The sequence below is a fragment of the Rhizobium sp. N621 genome (assembly GCF_001664325.1).
Lineage (GTDB): Bacteria > Pseudomonadota > Alphaproteobacteria > Rhizobiales > Rhizobiaceae > Rhizobium > Rhizobium esperanzae.
In genome coordinates this window covers 264664-279796 of sequence record NZ_CP013498.1, presented here as the reverse complement: position 1 = coordinate 279796, position 15133 = coordinate 264664, and the positions used below count along the sequence as shown (strand labels likewise).

Annotated in this window: 19 protein-coding genes; 10 read left to right on the top strand and 9 right to left on the bottom strand. The window is 61.7% G+C overall.

All coding sequences use genetic code 11. The annotated features are described in order from the left end of the window. Positions 1-81 precede the first annotated feature (81 nt). Genes AMK00_RS25935 through AMK00_RS25925 form a run of 3 tightly spaced genes read right to left on the bottom strand, consistent with a single transcriptional unit; the run spans position 82 to position 3263 of the window. Positions 82-1341, bottom strand: a complete 1260-nt coding sequence (locus AMK00_RS25935; RefSeq protein ID WP_064808428.1) for an ABC transporter substrate-binding protein — start codon at positions 1339-1341, stop codon at positions 82-84. Between the two features lie 30 nt (positions 1342-1371). Beyond that, the gene (locus AMK00_RS25930) at positions 1372-2544 is read right to left on the bottom strand and encodes a PLP-dependent transferase (RefSeq protein ID WP_004669611.1); all 1173 of its coding nucleotides are present in this window, start codon (positions 2542-2544) and stop codon (positions 1372-1374) included. After that, complete coding sequence (locus AMK00_RS25925; RefSeq protein ID WP_064812174.1) at positions 2541-3263, bottom strand: FadR/GntR family transcriptional regulator; 723 nt, start codon at positions 3261-3263, stop codon at positions 2541-2543. The genes AMK00_RS25930 and AMK00_RS25925 overlap by 4 nt, the downstream gene beginning before the upstream one ends. 201 nt (positions 3264-3464) lie before the next feature. Here AMK00_RS25925 and AMK00_RS25920 point away from each other — a divergent pair, with 201 nt between their 5' ends. Next, positions 3465-4040, top strand: a complete 576-nt coding sequence (locus AMK00_RS25920; RefSeq protein WP_064812173.1) for a hypothetical protein — start codon at positions 3465-3467, stop codon at positions 4038-4040. 32 nt (positions 4041-4072) lie between these two features. On the opposite strand, the gene AMK00_RS25915 is transcribed toward AMK00_RS25920, so the two are convergent. Beyond that, a complete protein-coding gene (locus AMK00_RS25915; RefSeq protein WP_064812172.1) occupies positions 4073-4627 on the bottom strand; it encodes a cytochrome c in 555 nt (184 codons plus the stop codon). A 191-nt stretch (positions 4628-4818) separates the two neighbouring features. Between AMK00_RS25915 and AMK00_RS25910 the strand changes: the two genes are divergently transcribed. The 8 genes from AMK00_RS25910 (at position 4819) to AMK00_RS25875 (ending at position 10331) form a co-directional block, all read left to right on the top strand. Then, positions 4819-5322, top strand: coding sequence for a cytochrome b (locus AMK00_RS25910; RefSeq protein ID WP_064812171.1), 504 nt, complete (start codon positions 4819-4821; stop codon positions 5320-5322). 124 nt (positions 5323-5446) lie between these two features. Then, on the top strand, positions 5447-5845 hold the full coding sequence (locus tag AMK00_RS25905) for a hypothetical protein (RefSeq protein WP_081279287.1): 399 nt from the start codon (positions 5447-5449) through the stop codon (positions 5843-5845). A gap of 93 nt (positions 5846-5938) precedes the next feature. Next, a complete protein-coding gene (locus tag AMK00_RS25900) occupies positions 5939-6166 on the top strand; it encodes a hypothetical protein (protein WP_064808420.1) in 228 nt (75 codons plus the stop codon). Continuing rightward, a complete protein-coding gene (locus tag AMK00_RS25895) occupies positions 6163-7629 on the top strand; it encodes a TolC family protein (protein WP_064812170.1) in 1467 nt (488 codons plus the stop codon). The genes AMK00_RS25900 and AMK00_RS25895 overlap by 4 nt, the downstream gene beginning before the upstream one ends. A gap of 14 nt (positions 7630-7643) precedes the next feature. Beyond that, positions 7644-8990, top strand: a complete 1347-nt coding sequence (locus AMK00_RS25890) for a multicopper oxidase family protein (protein ID WP_064808415.1) — start codon at positions 7644-7646, stop codon at positions 8988-8990. A 34-nt stretch (positions 8991-9024) separates the two neighbouring features. After that, entirely contained in the window at positions 9025-9504 is a 480-nt protein-coding gene (locus AMK00_RS25885; protein ID WP_064808413.1) for a cupredoxin domain-containing protein, read from the top strand. 24 nt (positions 9505-9528) lie between these two features. Beyond that, entirely contained in the window at positions 9529-9816 is a 288-nt protein-coding gene (locus AMK00_RS25880) for a copper-binding protein (RefSeq protein WP_064808848.1), read from the top strand. A gap of 56 nt (positions 9817-9872) precedes the next feature. After that, positions 9873-10331, top strand: coding sequence for a DUF411 domain-containing protein (locus tag AMK00_RS25875; protein ID WP_064808411.1), 459 nt, complete (start codon positions 9873-9875; stop codon positions 10329-10331). Between the two features lie 34 nt (positions 10332-10365). Here the strand turns inward: AMK00_RS25875 and AMK00_RS25870 are convergent, their stop codons facing one another. From AMK00_RS25870 to AMK00_RS25850, 5 genes are all read right to left on the bottom strand, one after another. Next, positions 10366-10734 (bottom strand): hypothetical protein, encoded by a 369-nt coding sequence (locus AMK00_RS25870; RefSeq protein WP_064808410.1) that lies wholly within the window; start codon positions 10732-10734, stop codon positions 10366-10368. A gap of 94 nt (positions 10735-10828) precedes the next feature. Continuing rightward, the gene (locus AMK00_RS25865) at positions 10829-11251 is read right to left on the bottom strand and encodes an EF-hand domain-containing protein (protein WP_064808408.1); all 423 of its coding nucleotides are present in this window, start codon (positions 11249-11251) and stop codon (positions 10829-10831) included. 150 nt (positions 11252-11401) lie between these two features. Then, on the bottom strand, positions 11402-11707 hold the full coding sequence (locus tag AMK00_RS25860; protein WP_020923106.1) for a hypothetical protein: 306 nt from the start codon (positions 11705-11707) through the stop codon (positions 11402-11404). A 233-nt stretch (positions 11708-11940) separates the two neighbouring features. After that, positions 11941-12756, bottom strand: coding sequence for an endonuclease/exonuclease/phosphatase family protein (locus AMK00_RS25855; protein WP_064808406.1), 816 nt, complete (start codon positions 12754-12756; stop codon positions 11941-11943). Between the two features lie 87 nt (positions 12757-12843). Continuing rightward, on the bottom strand, positions 12844-14307 hold the full coding sequence (locus AMK00_RS25850; protein ID WP_064808844.1) for a phospholipase D-like domain-containing protein: 1464 nt from the start codon (positions 14305-14307) through the stop codon (positions 12844-12846). A gap of 162 nt (positions 14308-14469) precedes the next feature. Here AMK00_RS25850 and AMK00_RS25845 point away from each other — a divergent pair, with 162 nt between their 5' ends. Beyond that, positions 14470-15111, top strand: a complete 642-nt coding sequence (locus AMK00_RS25845; protein ID WP_064808846.1) for a UdgX family uracil-DNA binding protein — start codon at positions 14470-14472, stop codon at positions 15109-15111. Positions 15112-15133 lie beyond the last annotated feature (22 nt).

Below are 15133 nucleotides of genomic sequence, written 5' to 3'. Positions count from 1 at the left end.
TTTCGACTCCCTCTTCTCCCCTCGGGGAGAAGGTGCCCGTAGGGCGGATGAGGGGCTTCTGTCTCGAAGCCCCCTTCACCCCTACTTCTTGCTCAAGAACTTCTGCTGCGCCTTGGTCAGATAGTCCGCCCACTGGTCAGCCAGATCCTTTGCCGAGATATCGCCGAGCAAGGCCTGCTGCGAGGTCTTGATCGCCAGCGAATCCTTGAAGAAGGCGAATTCCTCGAGATAGGTCGGCATGACCGTCGGCACGGTGTTCGGATCCGCCAGCTCTTCGAACCAGCCCTTGAACTGGTCACCGGCGTAGAAGGGATCCTTCTCGGCCGCGGTATAGGCCGGCAGGGCGCCGATGCGCTTGTTCCACTCGATATTGCCTTCCGGCCCTTCGAGGGTGGCGATCAGCTTCCAGGAGAGATCCTTGTTGGCGCTCGTCGCAAACATCGACCAGCCGCCGTAACCGATGGTCGGGAAGGACTTGCCATCAGGCCCCTTCGGCAGCGGCATGACGCCGAAATCTTCCTTCTTCATGCGTTCGGCAATGGCGATCAGCGCATCCGGGTCCTGGTCGAGGAAGGCGCAGGTGCCGGAATAGAAGCCGGCGACGACTTCGTTGAAGCCCCAGTTGACGCTGTCCTTCGGCGCATAACCCTTCTTGTAGAGGTCGACCATCCACTCGATGCCCTTGGCCCAGCCAGGGCTGTTCATTGTCGAGGTGCCGTCCTCATTGAAGTATTTGTTCGAGCCGGCCATCGAGGCGGCAAAGATCATCCAGCCGTTGAGACCGCCCGGTCCGCCGCGCATGCAGTAGCCGTATTTGCCCTGCAATTTGGAGACTTTTTCGGACGCAGCGGTGAATTCATCCAGCGTCTTCGGCGGCGCGGCGACACCGGCTTCCGAAAGCAGCTTCTTGTTGTAGAACATCGCCCTCAAATAGAAGCCATAGGGCAGCATGTAGGCGGTGTTCTTGACATCGCGGCCGAGTTCGAGGGCACGCGGCGTCAGCTCCTTGGTGTGCTCCCACTTTGCGAGATAGGGCTCGAGGCTTTCGAGCATGCCGTTATTGGCGTAAAGCGACAGCCAGGTATCGGGCATTTCCATCACATCGGGCACGTCGCCGGCCGACACCATGGTGGCGAACTTCTGAAAGGCTTCGTTCCAGGGCAGCGAGATGATGTCGACCTTGGTGCCGGGATTGGCGGCCTCGAACTTGCCGACGATCGATTTCAGCGTTTCGGTGCGCTCCGGGCTGGTGATGACTTCGACGAGCTTGAGCGTCGTATCGGCAAAGGCCGTACCCGCCATCATCGTAGCAAAGAGCGTCGAGATTATTAGTTTTTTCATGCTCAGTCCCCCTTTTAGGTTCTCTCGGTTTCAAGATTGCGAGGCGGCGGCGAGCGCCTCCTCGATGTCTCTCCACAGCGCCTCGGTTCCTTCGAGACCGACATGGAGACGTACGGATCGCGCATGGATGCCAAAGGTTTGCGCGGAATTCGGCTGGGCCTTCTGCTGCAGCACCACCTCGCCCGGTACGATCAGGCTTTCGTGCCCACCCCAGCTCACACCCAGTTTGAAGAGCTTGAGGTGATCGGCGAAGGCGCGGATATCGACCCCTTCGCGGAAGATGAAGGAAAACAGGCCCGACGTGCCGTTGAGCCCGGCCGGCAGCCGGTTGGCGAGGCCCGGATGACAGACCGTCTCCACCACCTCCAGCCGCTGCAGGCGCCGGGCGATCTCGAGAGCCGAGGCCTCATGCGCCTTCATGCGCAGCGGCAGGGTGCGCAGGCCGCGGATCAGCAGCCAGGCGTCGAAGGGCGAAAGCTTGCCGCCGAGATAGGGATAGGCCTCGGCCTTGATCCGGGCGACCACCTCCTTCGAGCCGGCGACGACGCCCGCCACCACATCGCTGTGGCCGCCGAGATATTTCGAAGCCGAATGGATGACGAGATCGACGCCGAGTGTCAGCGGTCGCTGGAAGAACGGGCTTGCCCAGCTGTTATCGATCATCGAGACGACGCCGTGGCGCTTGGCAAGGGCGGCGAGCGCGCCGACATCATGCGCCTCCATCACCCAGCTCGTCGGGCTTTCCAGGTACAGCAGCTTAGCGCCGGGCAACGCTCTGGCAACGGCCTCCTCGTCACGCCCGTCGACATAGGTCACCTCGATCTTCATCCGTTTCAGGATGGTGCCGAACAGGCGGAAGGCATCGGGATAGACGTGTTTGACGGCGACGATGCGGTCGCCCGGCTCGACGAAGCTCAAAACACTCGATGAGATCGCCGCCATGCCGCTGGCAAAACCCAGCGCATCCTCGGCGCCTTCGAGCTTGGCCAGCATTTCCTCGAAGGCCCGCACCGTCGGGTTCAGCCCGCGCGTATAGGTCGGCCGCACCTTCTCACCGCGATAGACAGTGATCATCTCGTCATAATCGGAAAAGGTGAAAAGCGAGGTCTGGAAGATCGGCGGCACGACGGCGTCGGCGAAATTGCCGTCGTCATGGGCGGTGATGATGGAGGCAAGATCGAACGGGTCTGCGCCGCTGCTCATTTGGACATTTCCTTGATGTCTTCCTCGACGATATCGAGAATTTTCAACGTTTCGGCGCGCGCCGCCTCGGCATCTCCGGCGGCGATCGCGTTGAAAAGGGTGCGGTGAAAGGGAAAGGACCGGCGGGCGAAATCCTGCCGGTCGAAGGGATGCTCCCAGAAGCGCTCGAAGGTCTCGCGCATCTGTTCGAGCAGCTGGCGAAACAGCGGATTGTGGGTGGCGTCGTAGACGGCGAGATGGAAGGCCAGATCCTCCGGCCCCGATGTGCCCTTTTCCAGATGCACCCGCTCCATCTCGTTCAGTTTCTCCTCGATGACGACGAGATCCTTGGCGCTACGCCGCCGCGCCGCGACCATGCCCGCCTCGCATTCGATGCCGCGGCGCACTTCGAGCGTCTGCAGCAGCGCGTCGCGCAGATGCGCCGCGTCGAACGACAGCGGCATATGGATCGTTGCCCTCGAAACCGGTTTCAGCAGATAGGTGCCGCTGCCCTTGCGCGTCTCGATGACGCCGAGCGCCTGAAAATGGCGGATCGCTTCGCGAATGGTCGAACGCCCGACGGCAAGGGCGGCCATCAGTTCCCGCTCCGCCGGCAACCGGTCCCCGGCCTGCAGGCGCGCGTCTTCGACATAATCCGCCAACGCATCGGTGACCTGACGCGCGCGGTCGATAACAGGAAGCGGCCGGATCACCGGCCTGTCGCTGCTGTTTGCCTTCATGGGTTCCCCATTTTCTTATCAGGCAATCCGGCTAAAATTGGTCTGACATCTTAGCATTTCGCAAAGTTGGGAAGGCGTCAAGAGATGTTTGCACTAAGGAGCCGATCGCAACGAATCTCATCGCCAAGTTCAGACATTGCGGCATCGATTCTGCCGTGAGATGTTCCAGGACGTTGCGGCCGAAATCGGAGGCTCCGAACCATGCGCGACTATGTGAAAAGCAAAGATTTTCACCGACATATGCGCTCGCTGCTGGTCGCGAGATTTCAGGAGCTCGGCTGGCAATCGCAAGCGGCTGGCAAGTGCAGCTTTGTCCAAGGCAGACGTGTTTTCTGGCTACAGGTATCGCAATATTCGAACAGCCTTACCGGCGGCAAGTTTACGCTCAATCTTTCGGAAGGTGTGGGCGCCGCCGGCGATACGAGAATATTGCGCCATCTTGACGAAACTGACCGAGCCATTGGCAAGGCTTTGGAAGAGCACATCATCGCCCGCCTTCCCCGGCCCGATCCCGATCCGGACGTCGAGGTTGTCGGAGACGACGGCGGACCTGTCTTGGTGAAACTCGGTGATCTGGCGAAGGCAAATCCAAGACAATGGGATGGTCCCTCCGACGTCTGGCTGCCCTACTTCAGCAAGAGCGACCTCGACGACTGGGCCGCGTTTCTTCTGCCTCGGCTTGACAGGCTGATTCGGCCGTCCAAGCCTGAAATCATCGATCCGATGATCTGGGCCAGGTGGTTTGATCACCTCACGGGTTTGTTTCGCCGGCGATGAGCCGGACGCCGCCTGCGCGCAGACGCCTCGCGTCAGCGCTCCATCCTGAACCGCGCATGGCAGGTTGTGCAGGTCTGCAACATCAGGTGGAAAAGGTGTTCGGCGGGAAGCGACGACAGGCTCGACGCGTTGGCGACATGGGTTCCGAGCGGTCCGCCGCCCATCGGCTCTCCCGGCTGCATCCGCATGCGCTCAGTCATCGCCCCGGGATTGGCTTTCGCCGCCGCGCCCAGTGCGCGCGCATAGGTCCGAAGATCCTCGGCAAGACGGTCGAAGCGATCACGCTCGCGGGCGATGTCAGGCTTCGCTTCCGACCTCGCATCCTCGATGCCATCCGCAAAATGTCCTGCAAGAACCTCGCCCGACCTCTCGGCGATCGCGCCGGCGGCGGCTGCGAATGGCATGGAGGAATAGGTGTCGGGGTTCCGGAACATCTCAGCCATGGTCTTCGCCGCTGCGGCCATGGCTTTCATGTCGGCCTGTCGGTCGCTGATGATATCCGCGCTCGCCGGTGCAACCAGTGCGGACACGGCGAGGGCGGTGCCGAAAATGGTGGGCACTCCTGAAATCATCGAGAAACCTCGCATGTGATTGACCGGCCGGTCGCGCCAATTCTGAAGAGGCGAACTGAACGACCCTCCGACCCTGTCGCAGCGAAGTCGAGCGAAAAGAGGGCGTAACCGCTCTGCCGCGCGGCGGGCGTCGATGGTACAGCGCTGGCAGCGCACGAAACATTAACTGCGGCAGGATAGGTTGTGGAGCAGGTCCGGAGGGGATGATGAAAGGCAGCTATTCGACGGCGCAGATCGGCCTGCATTGGCTGATCGCTCTGCTTCTCCCGGTCCTGTACCTCACCGGCGGCAGCATCGAACGCACTCACCATGCCGCCTATATGGGCGTAACACCCTCGTCCTTCGATCTCTTCCAGCACAACGTCCACAATTATGCCGGCATGCTGATCGGAGTGCTGATGGGCGTCCGGCTGCTTCTGCGCATCACGAGGCCGCCGGCGCCGCGATCGCCGGCTTCACGGCGGCAGAAGGCTGCGGCCGCCCTTCATCACGCCCTGTACGCGGCAATCCTGGTGCAGGCCGGCTTGGGTTTGGTCACCAGCTATTTCTGGTTCGGAACCGCAGCCTACCATGTCGCCATCGCGAAAATCATCCTGCTGATCGTCGCTCTGCACTTCGGCGCCGCGGTGTGGCACACGCTTGTCCTCAAGGACGAAACGCTTGATCGGATGATCTTTCCGCGTCGCGATCCATCCTCCGAAAAGCTGTAAACTCAAAGCTATAGAGTGTCAGCCTGCGGGCGCACGATGCGCCGGCGCCACAGAAATGGCGCGAATCGCTGCCAGTCCTTCCGTGCAATTGATAATGGACGGCGTTCGATGTAATCGACGCAGTATGGGCAATATGTACCGAATCGCACTGAGCAGACTGCTCCTCCTCGTGCGGCTGGCGATCATCGTATCGCTGGCTGGGTACAGCATTTCCACTGTCGACGCCGCCATGCACGGTCCCGCCCTGCAAGTTGAAAAGACCATGTCCAGTGCTGCGTCCCACGGCAGCTACGATATGGCCAGCGTCTCAAACCACAAGCACGCACATGCCGATGCAGCCGACAATGACGGTCCTTCCAAGATCGCCAAACAGGAATGCTGCAAAGATTTTTGCGGCGGCTTCGTGCTTCTGTGCGCGAGCCAGAGCTTAGGCGGGCCGGTCGTCGCCTCGATCCGGCAGTTTATCGACGATCAGCACGTGATGGGGGAATTGCCGCCCCTGGATCGCCCCCCGAATATCTGATGAGGGATATGCCGGCTTGACCGGATCCAGTCGGTCGCCTGCCCGCATCAGGGCAAGCGCGCCGTAGGCTATCTCTTTTTCGGAAATTTCATAATGAAACCCTCGCTTTTCGTGGTGGGGCTGCCGCTTGTTGTCGGCGGCTGCGCATCCACGCTTCCTCCCGATGTCGTGGCGTCTTCCGCCGCGATCGAAGAGCCGTCCCCGCGCCCGGTCGTCTATCGATCACCGGTTTCGGGTTATATCACCAGGCAGCCGGTCGACCCGAAGCCGTGGCGCAAACAGAATGATCTGCAGTCTCCTCGGAAGGGAGATGCCTCATGATCGGCCTCGGAAAATTCGTCACGGTACTGGCCTTCCCGCTGATGCTGAGCGGCTGCGTCACCGGCGCCGAATATGCAAGCAAGCAGGCCGGTTTTGCTTCCGTTGCCGACAAGACCGCGATCGTCACCACCAAGCAGACGGTCTGGATACAGAACCAGAACCAGGCCCGCTCGGCGGCCGCGCAGGTAAAAAGCCTGCTTGCGCAAAAGAAGACCATCGATGTCGAGACTGCCGTTCAGATCGCCCTGCTCAACAACAAGGGCTTGCAGGCCGCCTACGCCGATCTCGGCGACAGCGCGGCCGATGCGTGGCAGTCGACGATGTTCACCAACCCGACCGTTGCCATCGCCACGACGGGCATAGGGACGCCGGAACTTGGGGCGTTCAAGACCATCGAGGCGATGATCACGACGAACATCCTGGCGCTCGCGACCAGAAACCGGGACATAGCGATTGCCGACACCCGTTTCCGCCAGGCGCAACTGACCGCAGCCGTCAGGACGCTCCAGCTCGCCGCCGACACGCGACGTGCCTGGATCGGGGCGGTGGCGACTTGGGAGACGGTCGGCCAGCTCCAGCGCGCCCAGGCGGCGGCGGATGCCGCTTCCGAACTGGCGGAGAAGCTCGGCGAGACAGGCGCGATGACCAAGGGCGCCCAGGCCCGCGAACATGTGTTCGTCGCCGAACTTGCCGGAGAGACGGCAAAAGCCCGCCTGGCGGCACGCCTCGCCAAGGAGGAGCTGACGCGGCTCATGGGCCTGTGGGGCAACGATCTGGACTATCAGGTCCCGAACAGCCTTGCGCCGCTGCCCAAGGCCATTGCCGGACGAGACGCGATCGAGGCCGAAGCAATCCGAAACCGGATAGACCTCCAGATCGCAAAGCTGGAACTCGAAGCCACAGCCAGATCCTACGGCCTGACCGAGGCGACACGCTATGTCACCGATCTCGAGATCCTGACCGGCTTCGAAACGGAGCGGGAAGTCGAGGACGACGAGAAGAAGACGAGGACGACCGCCCAGGTCGAGCTGGAGTTTGCGATCCCCATCTTCGACAGCGGAAAGGCCCGGATGCGCAAGGCCGAGCTGGCATACATGCGGGCGGCGAACCAGCTCGCGGAGAAGGCCGTCAACGTCCGCTCGGAAGCGCGCTCCGCTTACGAGGCGTACCGCTCGCACTACGACATCGCGCGGCACTACCGCAACAATGTCGTGCCGCTGCGCAGCAAGGTCGAGGAGGAATCCCTGCTCACCTACAACGGCATGATTACCAACACCTTCGAGCTGCTGACCGACACGCGCGACAAGATCAACTCCATCCTGCTCTCCGTCAATGCGAAACGCGACTTCTGGCTGGCCGAAGCCAATCTCGCGCCCGCGATCTATGGCGGCGGGGCGTCGAACGCGTCGGCAGAAACCGAAGTCGGCGCTGCTTCCGAAAGCAGCGGGGGCGGCGGCCATTGAGAAAGGACCTCACCATGTTCAACAGACGACAACTGTTCGGAGCAAGCGCCGCCCTGCTGGCGGCTGGCGCTTGGACGAAGACCTCGGCCATGGGCCTTCCCGACGCTCCGACAATGGAGACGGCCGACATGCAGCCGCCGCTTCACCCGACCTCAGGCCCCGACTACCAGCCGGTCGTCACCCTCAACGGCTGGACCCTGCCCCACCGGATGATTAACGGCGTCAAGGAGTTCCACCTCGTCGCCGAACCGGTGGAGCGTGAGATGGCCGAGGGCATGACCGCCTACCTGTGGGGTTACAACGGCCAGTCGCCCGGACCGACGCTCGAGGCCGTCGAGGGCGACCGGGTGCGCATCTTCGTCACCAACAAGCTGCCGGAACACACGACCATCCACTGGCATGGCATGATCCTGCCATCCGGCATGGACGGCGTCGGCGGACTGACGCAGCCGCACATCCCCGTCGGCAAGACCTACGTCTACGAGTTCGACCTCGTGAAATCAGGCACCTTCATGTACCACCCGCATTCCGACGAGATGGTGCAGATGGCGATGGGCATGATGGGCTTCTTCGTCGTGCATCCGAAAGATCCGATGTTCATGCGCGTCGACCGCGACTTCGTCTTCCTGCTCAACGCCTACGACATCGATCCCGGTTCCTATGTGCCGCGCATCATGGAGATGACCGACTTCAACATGTGGTGCTGGAACAGCCGCGTGTTTCCGGGCATCAGCCCGCTGGTCGTCTCGAAGAACGACAGGGTGCGGGTTCGCGTCGGCAATCTGACGATGACCAACCACCCCGTCCACATGCATGGCTACGACTTCGAGGTGACATGCACGGATGGCGGCTGGGTGCGGCCGGAAGCGCGCTGGCCCGAGGTCAGCATCGACATCCCGGTCGGCGCGATGCGGGCCTACGAGTTCGACGCCAAGCATCTCGGCGACTGGGCCATCCACTGCCACAAGTCGCATCACACGATGAACGCGATGGGGCACGACATCCCGACCTTCATCGGTGCCGACAAGTCGAAGGTCACCGAAAAGATCAGGAAGCTGCAGCCGGAATACATGCCCATGGGCACCAAGGGCATGGCCGATATGGGCGAGATGGAAATGCCCATTCCCGAAAACACTGTCCCCATGATGACGGGTTGGGGCCCGCACGGCCCCATCGAAATGGGCGGCATGTTCTCGGTGGTGAAAGTCCGCGAGGGCATCTCGGCGGACGATTACGCCGATCCGGGCTGGTACGAAAACCCGCCCGGAACACAGGCCTGGGAATGGACCGGCGAACTGCCGGACGCGACCAAGGCCAAAGACGCAAAAACGCAAATCACACCGAAGCCGACAAAGGGCTGAGGTTCAATCCCCCACGTCCAGAAAGGATATATGCATGAAGAATTATCTACTCGCATTGGCGATCGTCGCCTTGGCAGGCCCGGCTTTCGCCTCCGGCAATCACGCCGGCGGCCACGGTGAGAAAATGGCTGTCGGCGAGCCCGGCGACAAGGCCAAGGCGACGCAGACGATCCGCGTCACGATGAAGGAAACCGATGACGGCAAAATGCTCTTCACCCCGGCTGTCTTCTCCGTCCGCAAGGGGCAGACGGTCAAGATCGCGATCAAGAACGCCGGGACGGTCGACCACGAGTTCGTGCTCGATCAGGAAGACAATATCCTGGAGCACAAGAAGGTCATGGAGAAGTTTCCCGAAATGGAACATGCCGACGCCAATTCCATCCGCCTCCCGGCCGGACAATCCGGCGAGATCGTCTGGAAATTCACGTCCGACGGCGCCTTCAAGTTCGCCTGCCTGATCCCCGGCCACTACGAAGCCGGCATGCACGGCGACGTCACCGTCGCTGGCAAGTGAACCGCAACACAAGGAGATATGAAGATGAAATCCACAATGATCAAAATCGCCATCGCCGCTCTGCTCTCGGCCTCAGCAGCCTTCGGTGCACTGGCTGAGGAATTCACCAAGGGCGTCGTCAACAAGGTCGATGCCAAGGCGAAGAAGGTCACCATCAAGCATGAAGACCTGAAGAACCTCGACATGCCGGCGATGACGATGGTCTTTCGGGTCGAGGACCAGGCGCTGCTCGAAAAGCTGAAGGAAGGTTCGAGCATCGAGTTCGTTGCCGAACGCCTGAATGGCAAGCTGACAGTCACCGAGGTAAAATAACGTGCGACTGCCGCCCGGTTCAAAGCCGGGCGGCAGCACATCAAGGAGTGGAGACCATGCGCAGGAGAAGCTTCATCGCGATGGCAGCGTCCGTCCTCGCGCTCCCCGGCCGGGCAACCCTCGCCGGCCCGGCGAAGATGACGGTCTACAAGGACCCGAACTGCGGCTGCTGCCACGAATGGTCAAAGGCAATGGCCGCGGCGGGATTTTCCGCCGATACCCGCGACACCGACGACCTCGCCGCCGTCAAGGCGCGGCTGGGTGTGCCCGCCGATCTGGAGGGCTGCCACACCGCCGTCGTCGAGAAATACTACCTCGAGGGACACGTGCCGCTCGAGGCCGTCCAGCGATTGCTGCGCGAGCGGCCGCCGCTTCGGGGGCTGGCCGTGCCGGGCATGCCGTCCGGTTCATTGGGGATGGGTGACGATCCGACGGCCTCCTATGACGTTTATGCGATCCGCTCGGAGACCGGAGCGCCATACGTGTTCATGGAGGTGCGCCCTCCGAAGGGCTGAGGTCTGGGCCGATCGAGCCGCGTCGTACTGCCGCTTATGAAACTGGAGCGTTGCAGAGCGCTGCCCAGAGATCGTGCTTCCAGTCGGCCCCAGGTCGCGCCGACAGGTCGACCGCATAGTCGGCGGAATTGATCCGCACCATCGCGGGCGAAACGCAGCGAACGCTTGCCTGGTGTTTCCCTGCATCCCGATAGAGCACTGTCCCACCACCATCGAATTCCGACAGTATGATCACGACGTCGAAATCGAAGGCCGGGTTGCGGGCTGGCCTGCCCTCCGCCAGGCTGAGGCTCACCGAGCGGCTACTGTCGAACGAAGCGGTATGGAAAACCGAAAGCTCGGACGCCGCAGATATCGATGCGGACTGCGAGCAAAGGATCAAAGTCAAAAGGACTCGGCGCATTTACCTCTCCCACGGTGAAATGCAGCCCGATCCTATCACATCGTCGGAGCCGGCGCGACCATTCGCACGGTTCCGAGCTACTCATCCGGGTTGACTAAGGTCGCCAGAATGCCTGCATCTCCTCAATCGTTACCTTTCCGTCCTTGTTGGCGTCCACGCCGCCGAAAATCCGTTTGTGGATGGCGGTCACTTCATCGAATGAAAGCGAACCGTCGCCATCGGTATCGGCAATCGCGAACATGATCTTCATCATCGGTCCGCGCATGCCCATCATCGGCATGCCGCCCATGCCGGATCGCATCATGTTCCGGCCCATCATTCCGCCGGGCATCATGTCGGAGCCGGGCATTTCTCCCGGGCTTCCGGTCATTCCCTCCACGTCCGAAGGCGAGGTGGTCTGCGGCGCGTCTTCGGGATGGTGTGGATCCGGTCCATTAGCCTGAGCAAAGGTCATACCTGCCGTGCCGGCCGTTATAGCCCCGGCCAGCAGGACAGCGTTAATAATCGGCACTCTCATAGGTCTTCTCCTTCGGCTGGTCACAGTTCACGCTTCCGCTGACGCGGCGGCGGGATGACTTCGAATTATGTGCTTCGCGTGCACGCCGCCGGGCCAGGCCCGTTGACGGACGCAGCGCCTGGGCGGCAGAGCCGAACGGCGCGTCGCCAATCAGCCAAACCGGCGGCTGATGACGTTGAAGATGGCTCCGAGCAATGCGCCCGCATAGCCGCCGAAAACGACGCTTTGAACCGTGCCGAGCACCACGCTCCAAAGGTCGAAGCCGGTGAGCCCGAGGTAGAACTGCAGCCACGGCCTATGGAGGCCCCACTCGGGAGCTATGAAGCCAAGAAGCATGCAAAGCAGGAACGATACGGCTGCAAAAACCGCCACCGTCGCGCTGAGAACAGGAACGGAAATTTGCGCAGGGGTCGTCGTCGGCGCATCGGAACGGGTGTGGAAGATTGTGTTCGCCATTGTGGTTCTCCTTCGGAGTTGTTGATGCCGCAAGACCACGAGACGACAGTAGATTCATCCTTTCGCGATGACCTTGATCCAGATCAAGAACGACACCCGGCTCGTCGAGACCGCATGGCGGGTTTGCCGGAACTCCGACGAAATTGCTCGCCGCTGCGGCTCTATAGTGCGTTAGCCGCCAACCAGCTCCGCGGTTCAGACCGCGGGCCTCTGCGCGATTTTCTGGAGCTGATCTATCGGCCAGCCTGTTTCAAGTTGACAAGCGCCTTGATCGGCAAATGATCCGAAGCGGTGCGGGCGAGCGGCGTGTCATGCGCTTCCACCTCGGAGATAATCCCCTTGCGGTTGGCGATGATGCGGTCGAGGGCGAGCAGCGGCAAGCCGGCGGGAAAGCTGGGGACTGCAGGTGGTAGCTCTCCGAAGGCGGATTGGAAGGTATTGAGCGAGGAGCGGTCGCCCAGCCGCCATTCGTTGAGGTCGCCGAGCAGGATGGTCGGCATCTCGTGCCTGTTGTTGATGAGTTCGACCAGTGTGCGGGCCTGCTGGGCTCTGTTATGGCGCAGCAGGCCAAAATGCGCGGCGATGACGCGCAGCACACTGCCCTCTTCCAGCTCGATTTCGGCGACGAGCGCGCCGCGCGGCTCCAGCCCCGGCAGCTTGACCTGGTGCACGTCATGCACCAGCCCCTTCTTGAAGAGCACGACATTGCCGTGCCAGCCATGCGCCTTGGCCATGCCGGCGACCGGCACCGGGATTAGCCCCGTCTCTCGCTCGAGTCGGCCGAGATCGAGAATGCCGGTGCGCTCGCCAAAACGCGTATCGGCCTCCTGCAGTGCGATGACATCGGCACCGATTTCATGGATCACCCGACTAGTCCGTTCAGGATCGAAGCGGCGGTCGGTGCCGACGCATTTGTGCACATTGTAGGAGGCGATCAACGTTCCGGCACTGCGCGGCCGTGTCTCCGTATAGGCGGGATCAAGCCGCTTTTTCCTGTTCCTGATCGAGGCGAGAATACTGGCCGGTAAATTTTCTTTTTTAGCGTGCATCGGAGGGCGCACTTGTTTCGTTGATCGAAAGGCTCTCTCGCCAGTATAGGCAGGCAGGCTGAACTTGCCATGTCCGGGCACAAAAAATCAAAGATAGGGCGACCCCAGCCACAGCACCTTCTCAAGCAGCCGCACCGGAAAGGGCCGCGCGCGCAAGCCCTCCAGCGTCACCAGCGTTGCCGATTTCAGGGTTTCGTCGAGATGCTCGTCGATCTCGGCGGCAAAGCCCTCGTTCAGCACTTCGAGGTCAACCTCGAAATTCAGCCTGAGCGAGCGCGGATCGAGATTGGAAGAGCCGACATAGGCCCAGGTGCCGTCGATGGTCAGCAGCTTCGAGTGGCTGAAGCTGCCGGTCGAGCGCCAGATGCGGCAATAATTCTTGAGGATCTGATCGAATTGCGCCGTCATCGCCCGGTCGACCAGCATGAGGTTGTTGACGTCAGGCACGACGATATCGACTTCGACGCCGCGGCGCGCCGCCGTCACCAGGGCGCTGATCAGTTCGCGGTCCGGCAGGAAATAGGGCGACATGATGCGGATCGATTGACGCGCGACGGAAAAGGCGCCCATCAGCATCTTATGGTTGGTTTCGACGCTGCGATCCGGCCCCGAGGCGACGACGCGCATCAGGATGGGATCGCCGGGGTTGCGCTGCGGCGGTTCGATGCGCCAGGCCTCGCCGTTCAACAGCTCCCCAGTGGTGAAGCGCCAGTCTTCGGCGGCAAGGTCGAAGAGGTCGGCGACCACAGGGCCGGTAACACTGAAATGCGTATCATGGGCGAAGCTCTTGCCCGTCTCCTGCTCGCTGAAACCCGCCCGAATATTCATCCCGCCAGTCAGCGCAATGCGGCCGTCGACGATCAGGATCTTGCGGTGGGTGCGCAGATTGGCATAGGGCAGCCGCAAACCCATGATGACATTGCCGTTGAAGACGGCGACGGTGACGCCGCCCTCCTTGAGATGGCCGAGAATGCTCGGCACCGAATAACGCGCGCCGACGGCATCGATCAGCACCCGGACCGTTACACCCCGCTTCACCGCGGCAATCAGCGCATCGGCGATGCGCAGACCGATGACATCACGGTCGAAGATGTAGGTTTCGAGCAGGATGCTGCGCCCCGCTTCATCGATGGCTGATTTCATCGCGGTATAGGCCTCGTCGCCGGTCTCCAGCATGTCGATCGTATTGCCTGATGTCAGCGGGTTGCGTGTCACGCGGTCGCCAAGCGTCTGCAGCGCCGCAAAGCGGCGGCCGAACTGGCTGATCACGGTCTCGGCGTCGGCGTCGAACGTCTCCAGCTCGTCGGTCCCGGGCGCGAGCAGCAGGGCGTCGCGGCGAATGCTCAGCGATTTGCGGCGGATGCGATTGATGCCGGCAATCGCATAAAGCAGCGCACCGACAACAGGCGAGAGGATGATGACGCCGACCCAGCCGATCGCCGCGCGCACCTCCTCCTTGGTCATGGCGGCATGGATCGCCGCCGCGGCTCCCATGGCGATCGAAACGACAAAGAGGATATGCGGCCAGTAGGTCGACAGGAGATAGAACATCGCTGGCCAATATAGCCGCGAAACGGCGGCGTTCAATTATCCAGCCGCTCCCCCATGGCGCGAAATTTCTCCTCGGGATTGTTTTGCCGGGAGTGGTCCGTTCGATCGCGGGAACAATCCCGGTTGAGATCGATTCCTTCTCAGAAGATGAGGATCGCCATCATGAATATCGCCGCAAGCGTCGGTCCTGCCTTGGCGCTCGAAGTCGCGGATGCAGACAGCATTGCCGAACTCCGGCATCAGGCCGAGGACTGCACCCGCTGTGACCTCTATCGGAATGCGACGCAAATCGTCTTCGGTGAAGGTCCGGGAAAGGCCGAGATCGTCCTTGTCGGTGAGCAGCCGGGTGACCGGGAAGATATCACCGGCAGGCCCTTTGTCGGCCCGGCAGGCCATCTGCTCGACCTCTGTCTCGATGAAGCCGGCCTGGACCGTCAACGCTGCTACGTCACCAATGCCGTCAAGCACTTCAAGTTCACGCCGCGCGGCAAACGACGCCTGCACGCGAAACCCAATGCCGGCGAGATAAGGCGTTGTGCCTGGTGGCTCGGTGCGGAACTCAACATCCTGCAACCGAAACTCGTGGTGGCGATGGGCGCAAGCGCTCTCTATGCGCTGCTCGGGCCGAAGGCAAAACTGACGCCCGAGCGCGGTCACATCCTGCAGCCTGCAAACCATCCGCCGGTTCTGGTGACCATCCACCCCTCCTATCTCCTGAGAATCCGCGATGAGGCCGAGCAGGACAGGCAGCGCCAGGCATTCGTGTCAGATCTGCACAGCGCGGCGGAATTTCAGTCTCGGTGAATGCCGATTCTCAACCTTGATA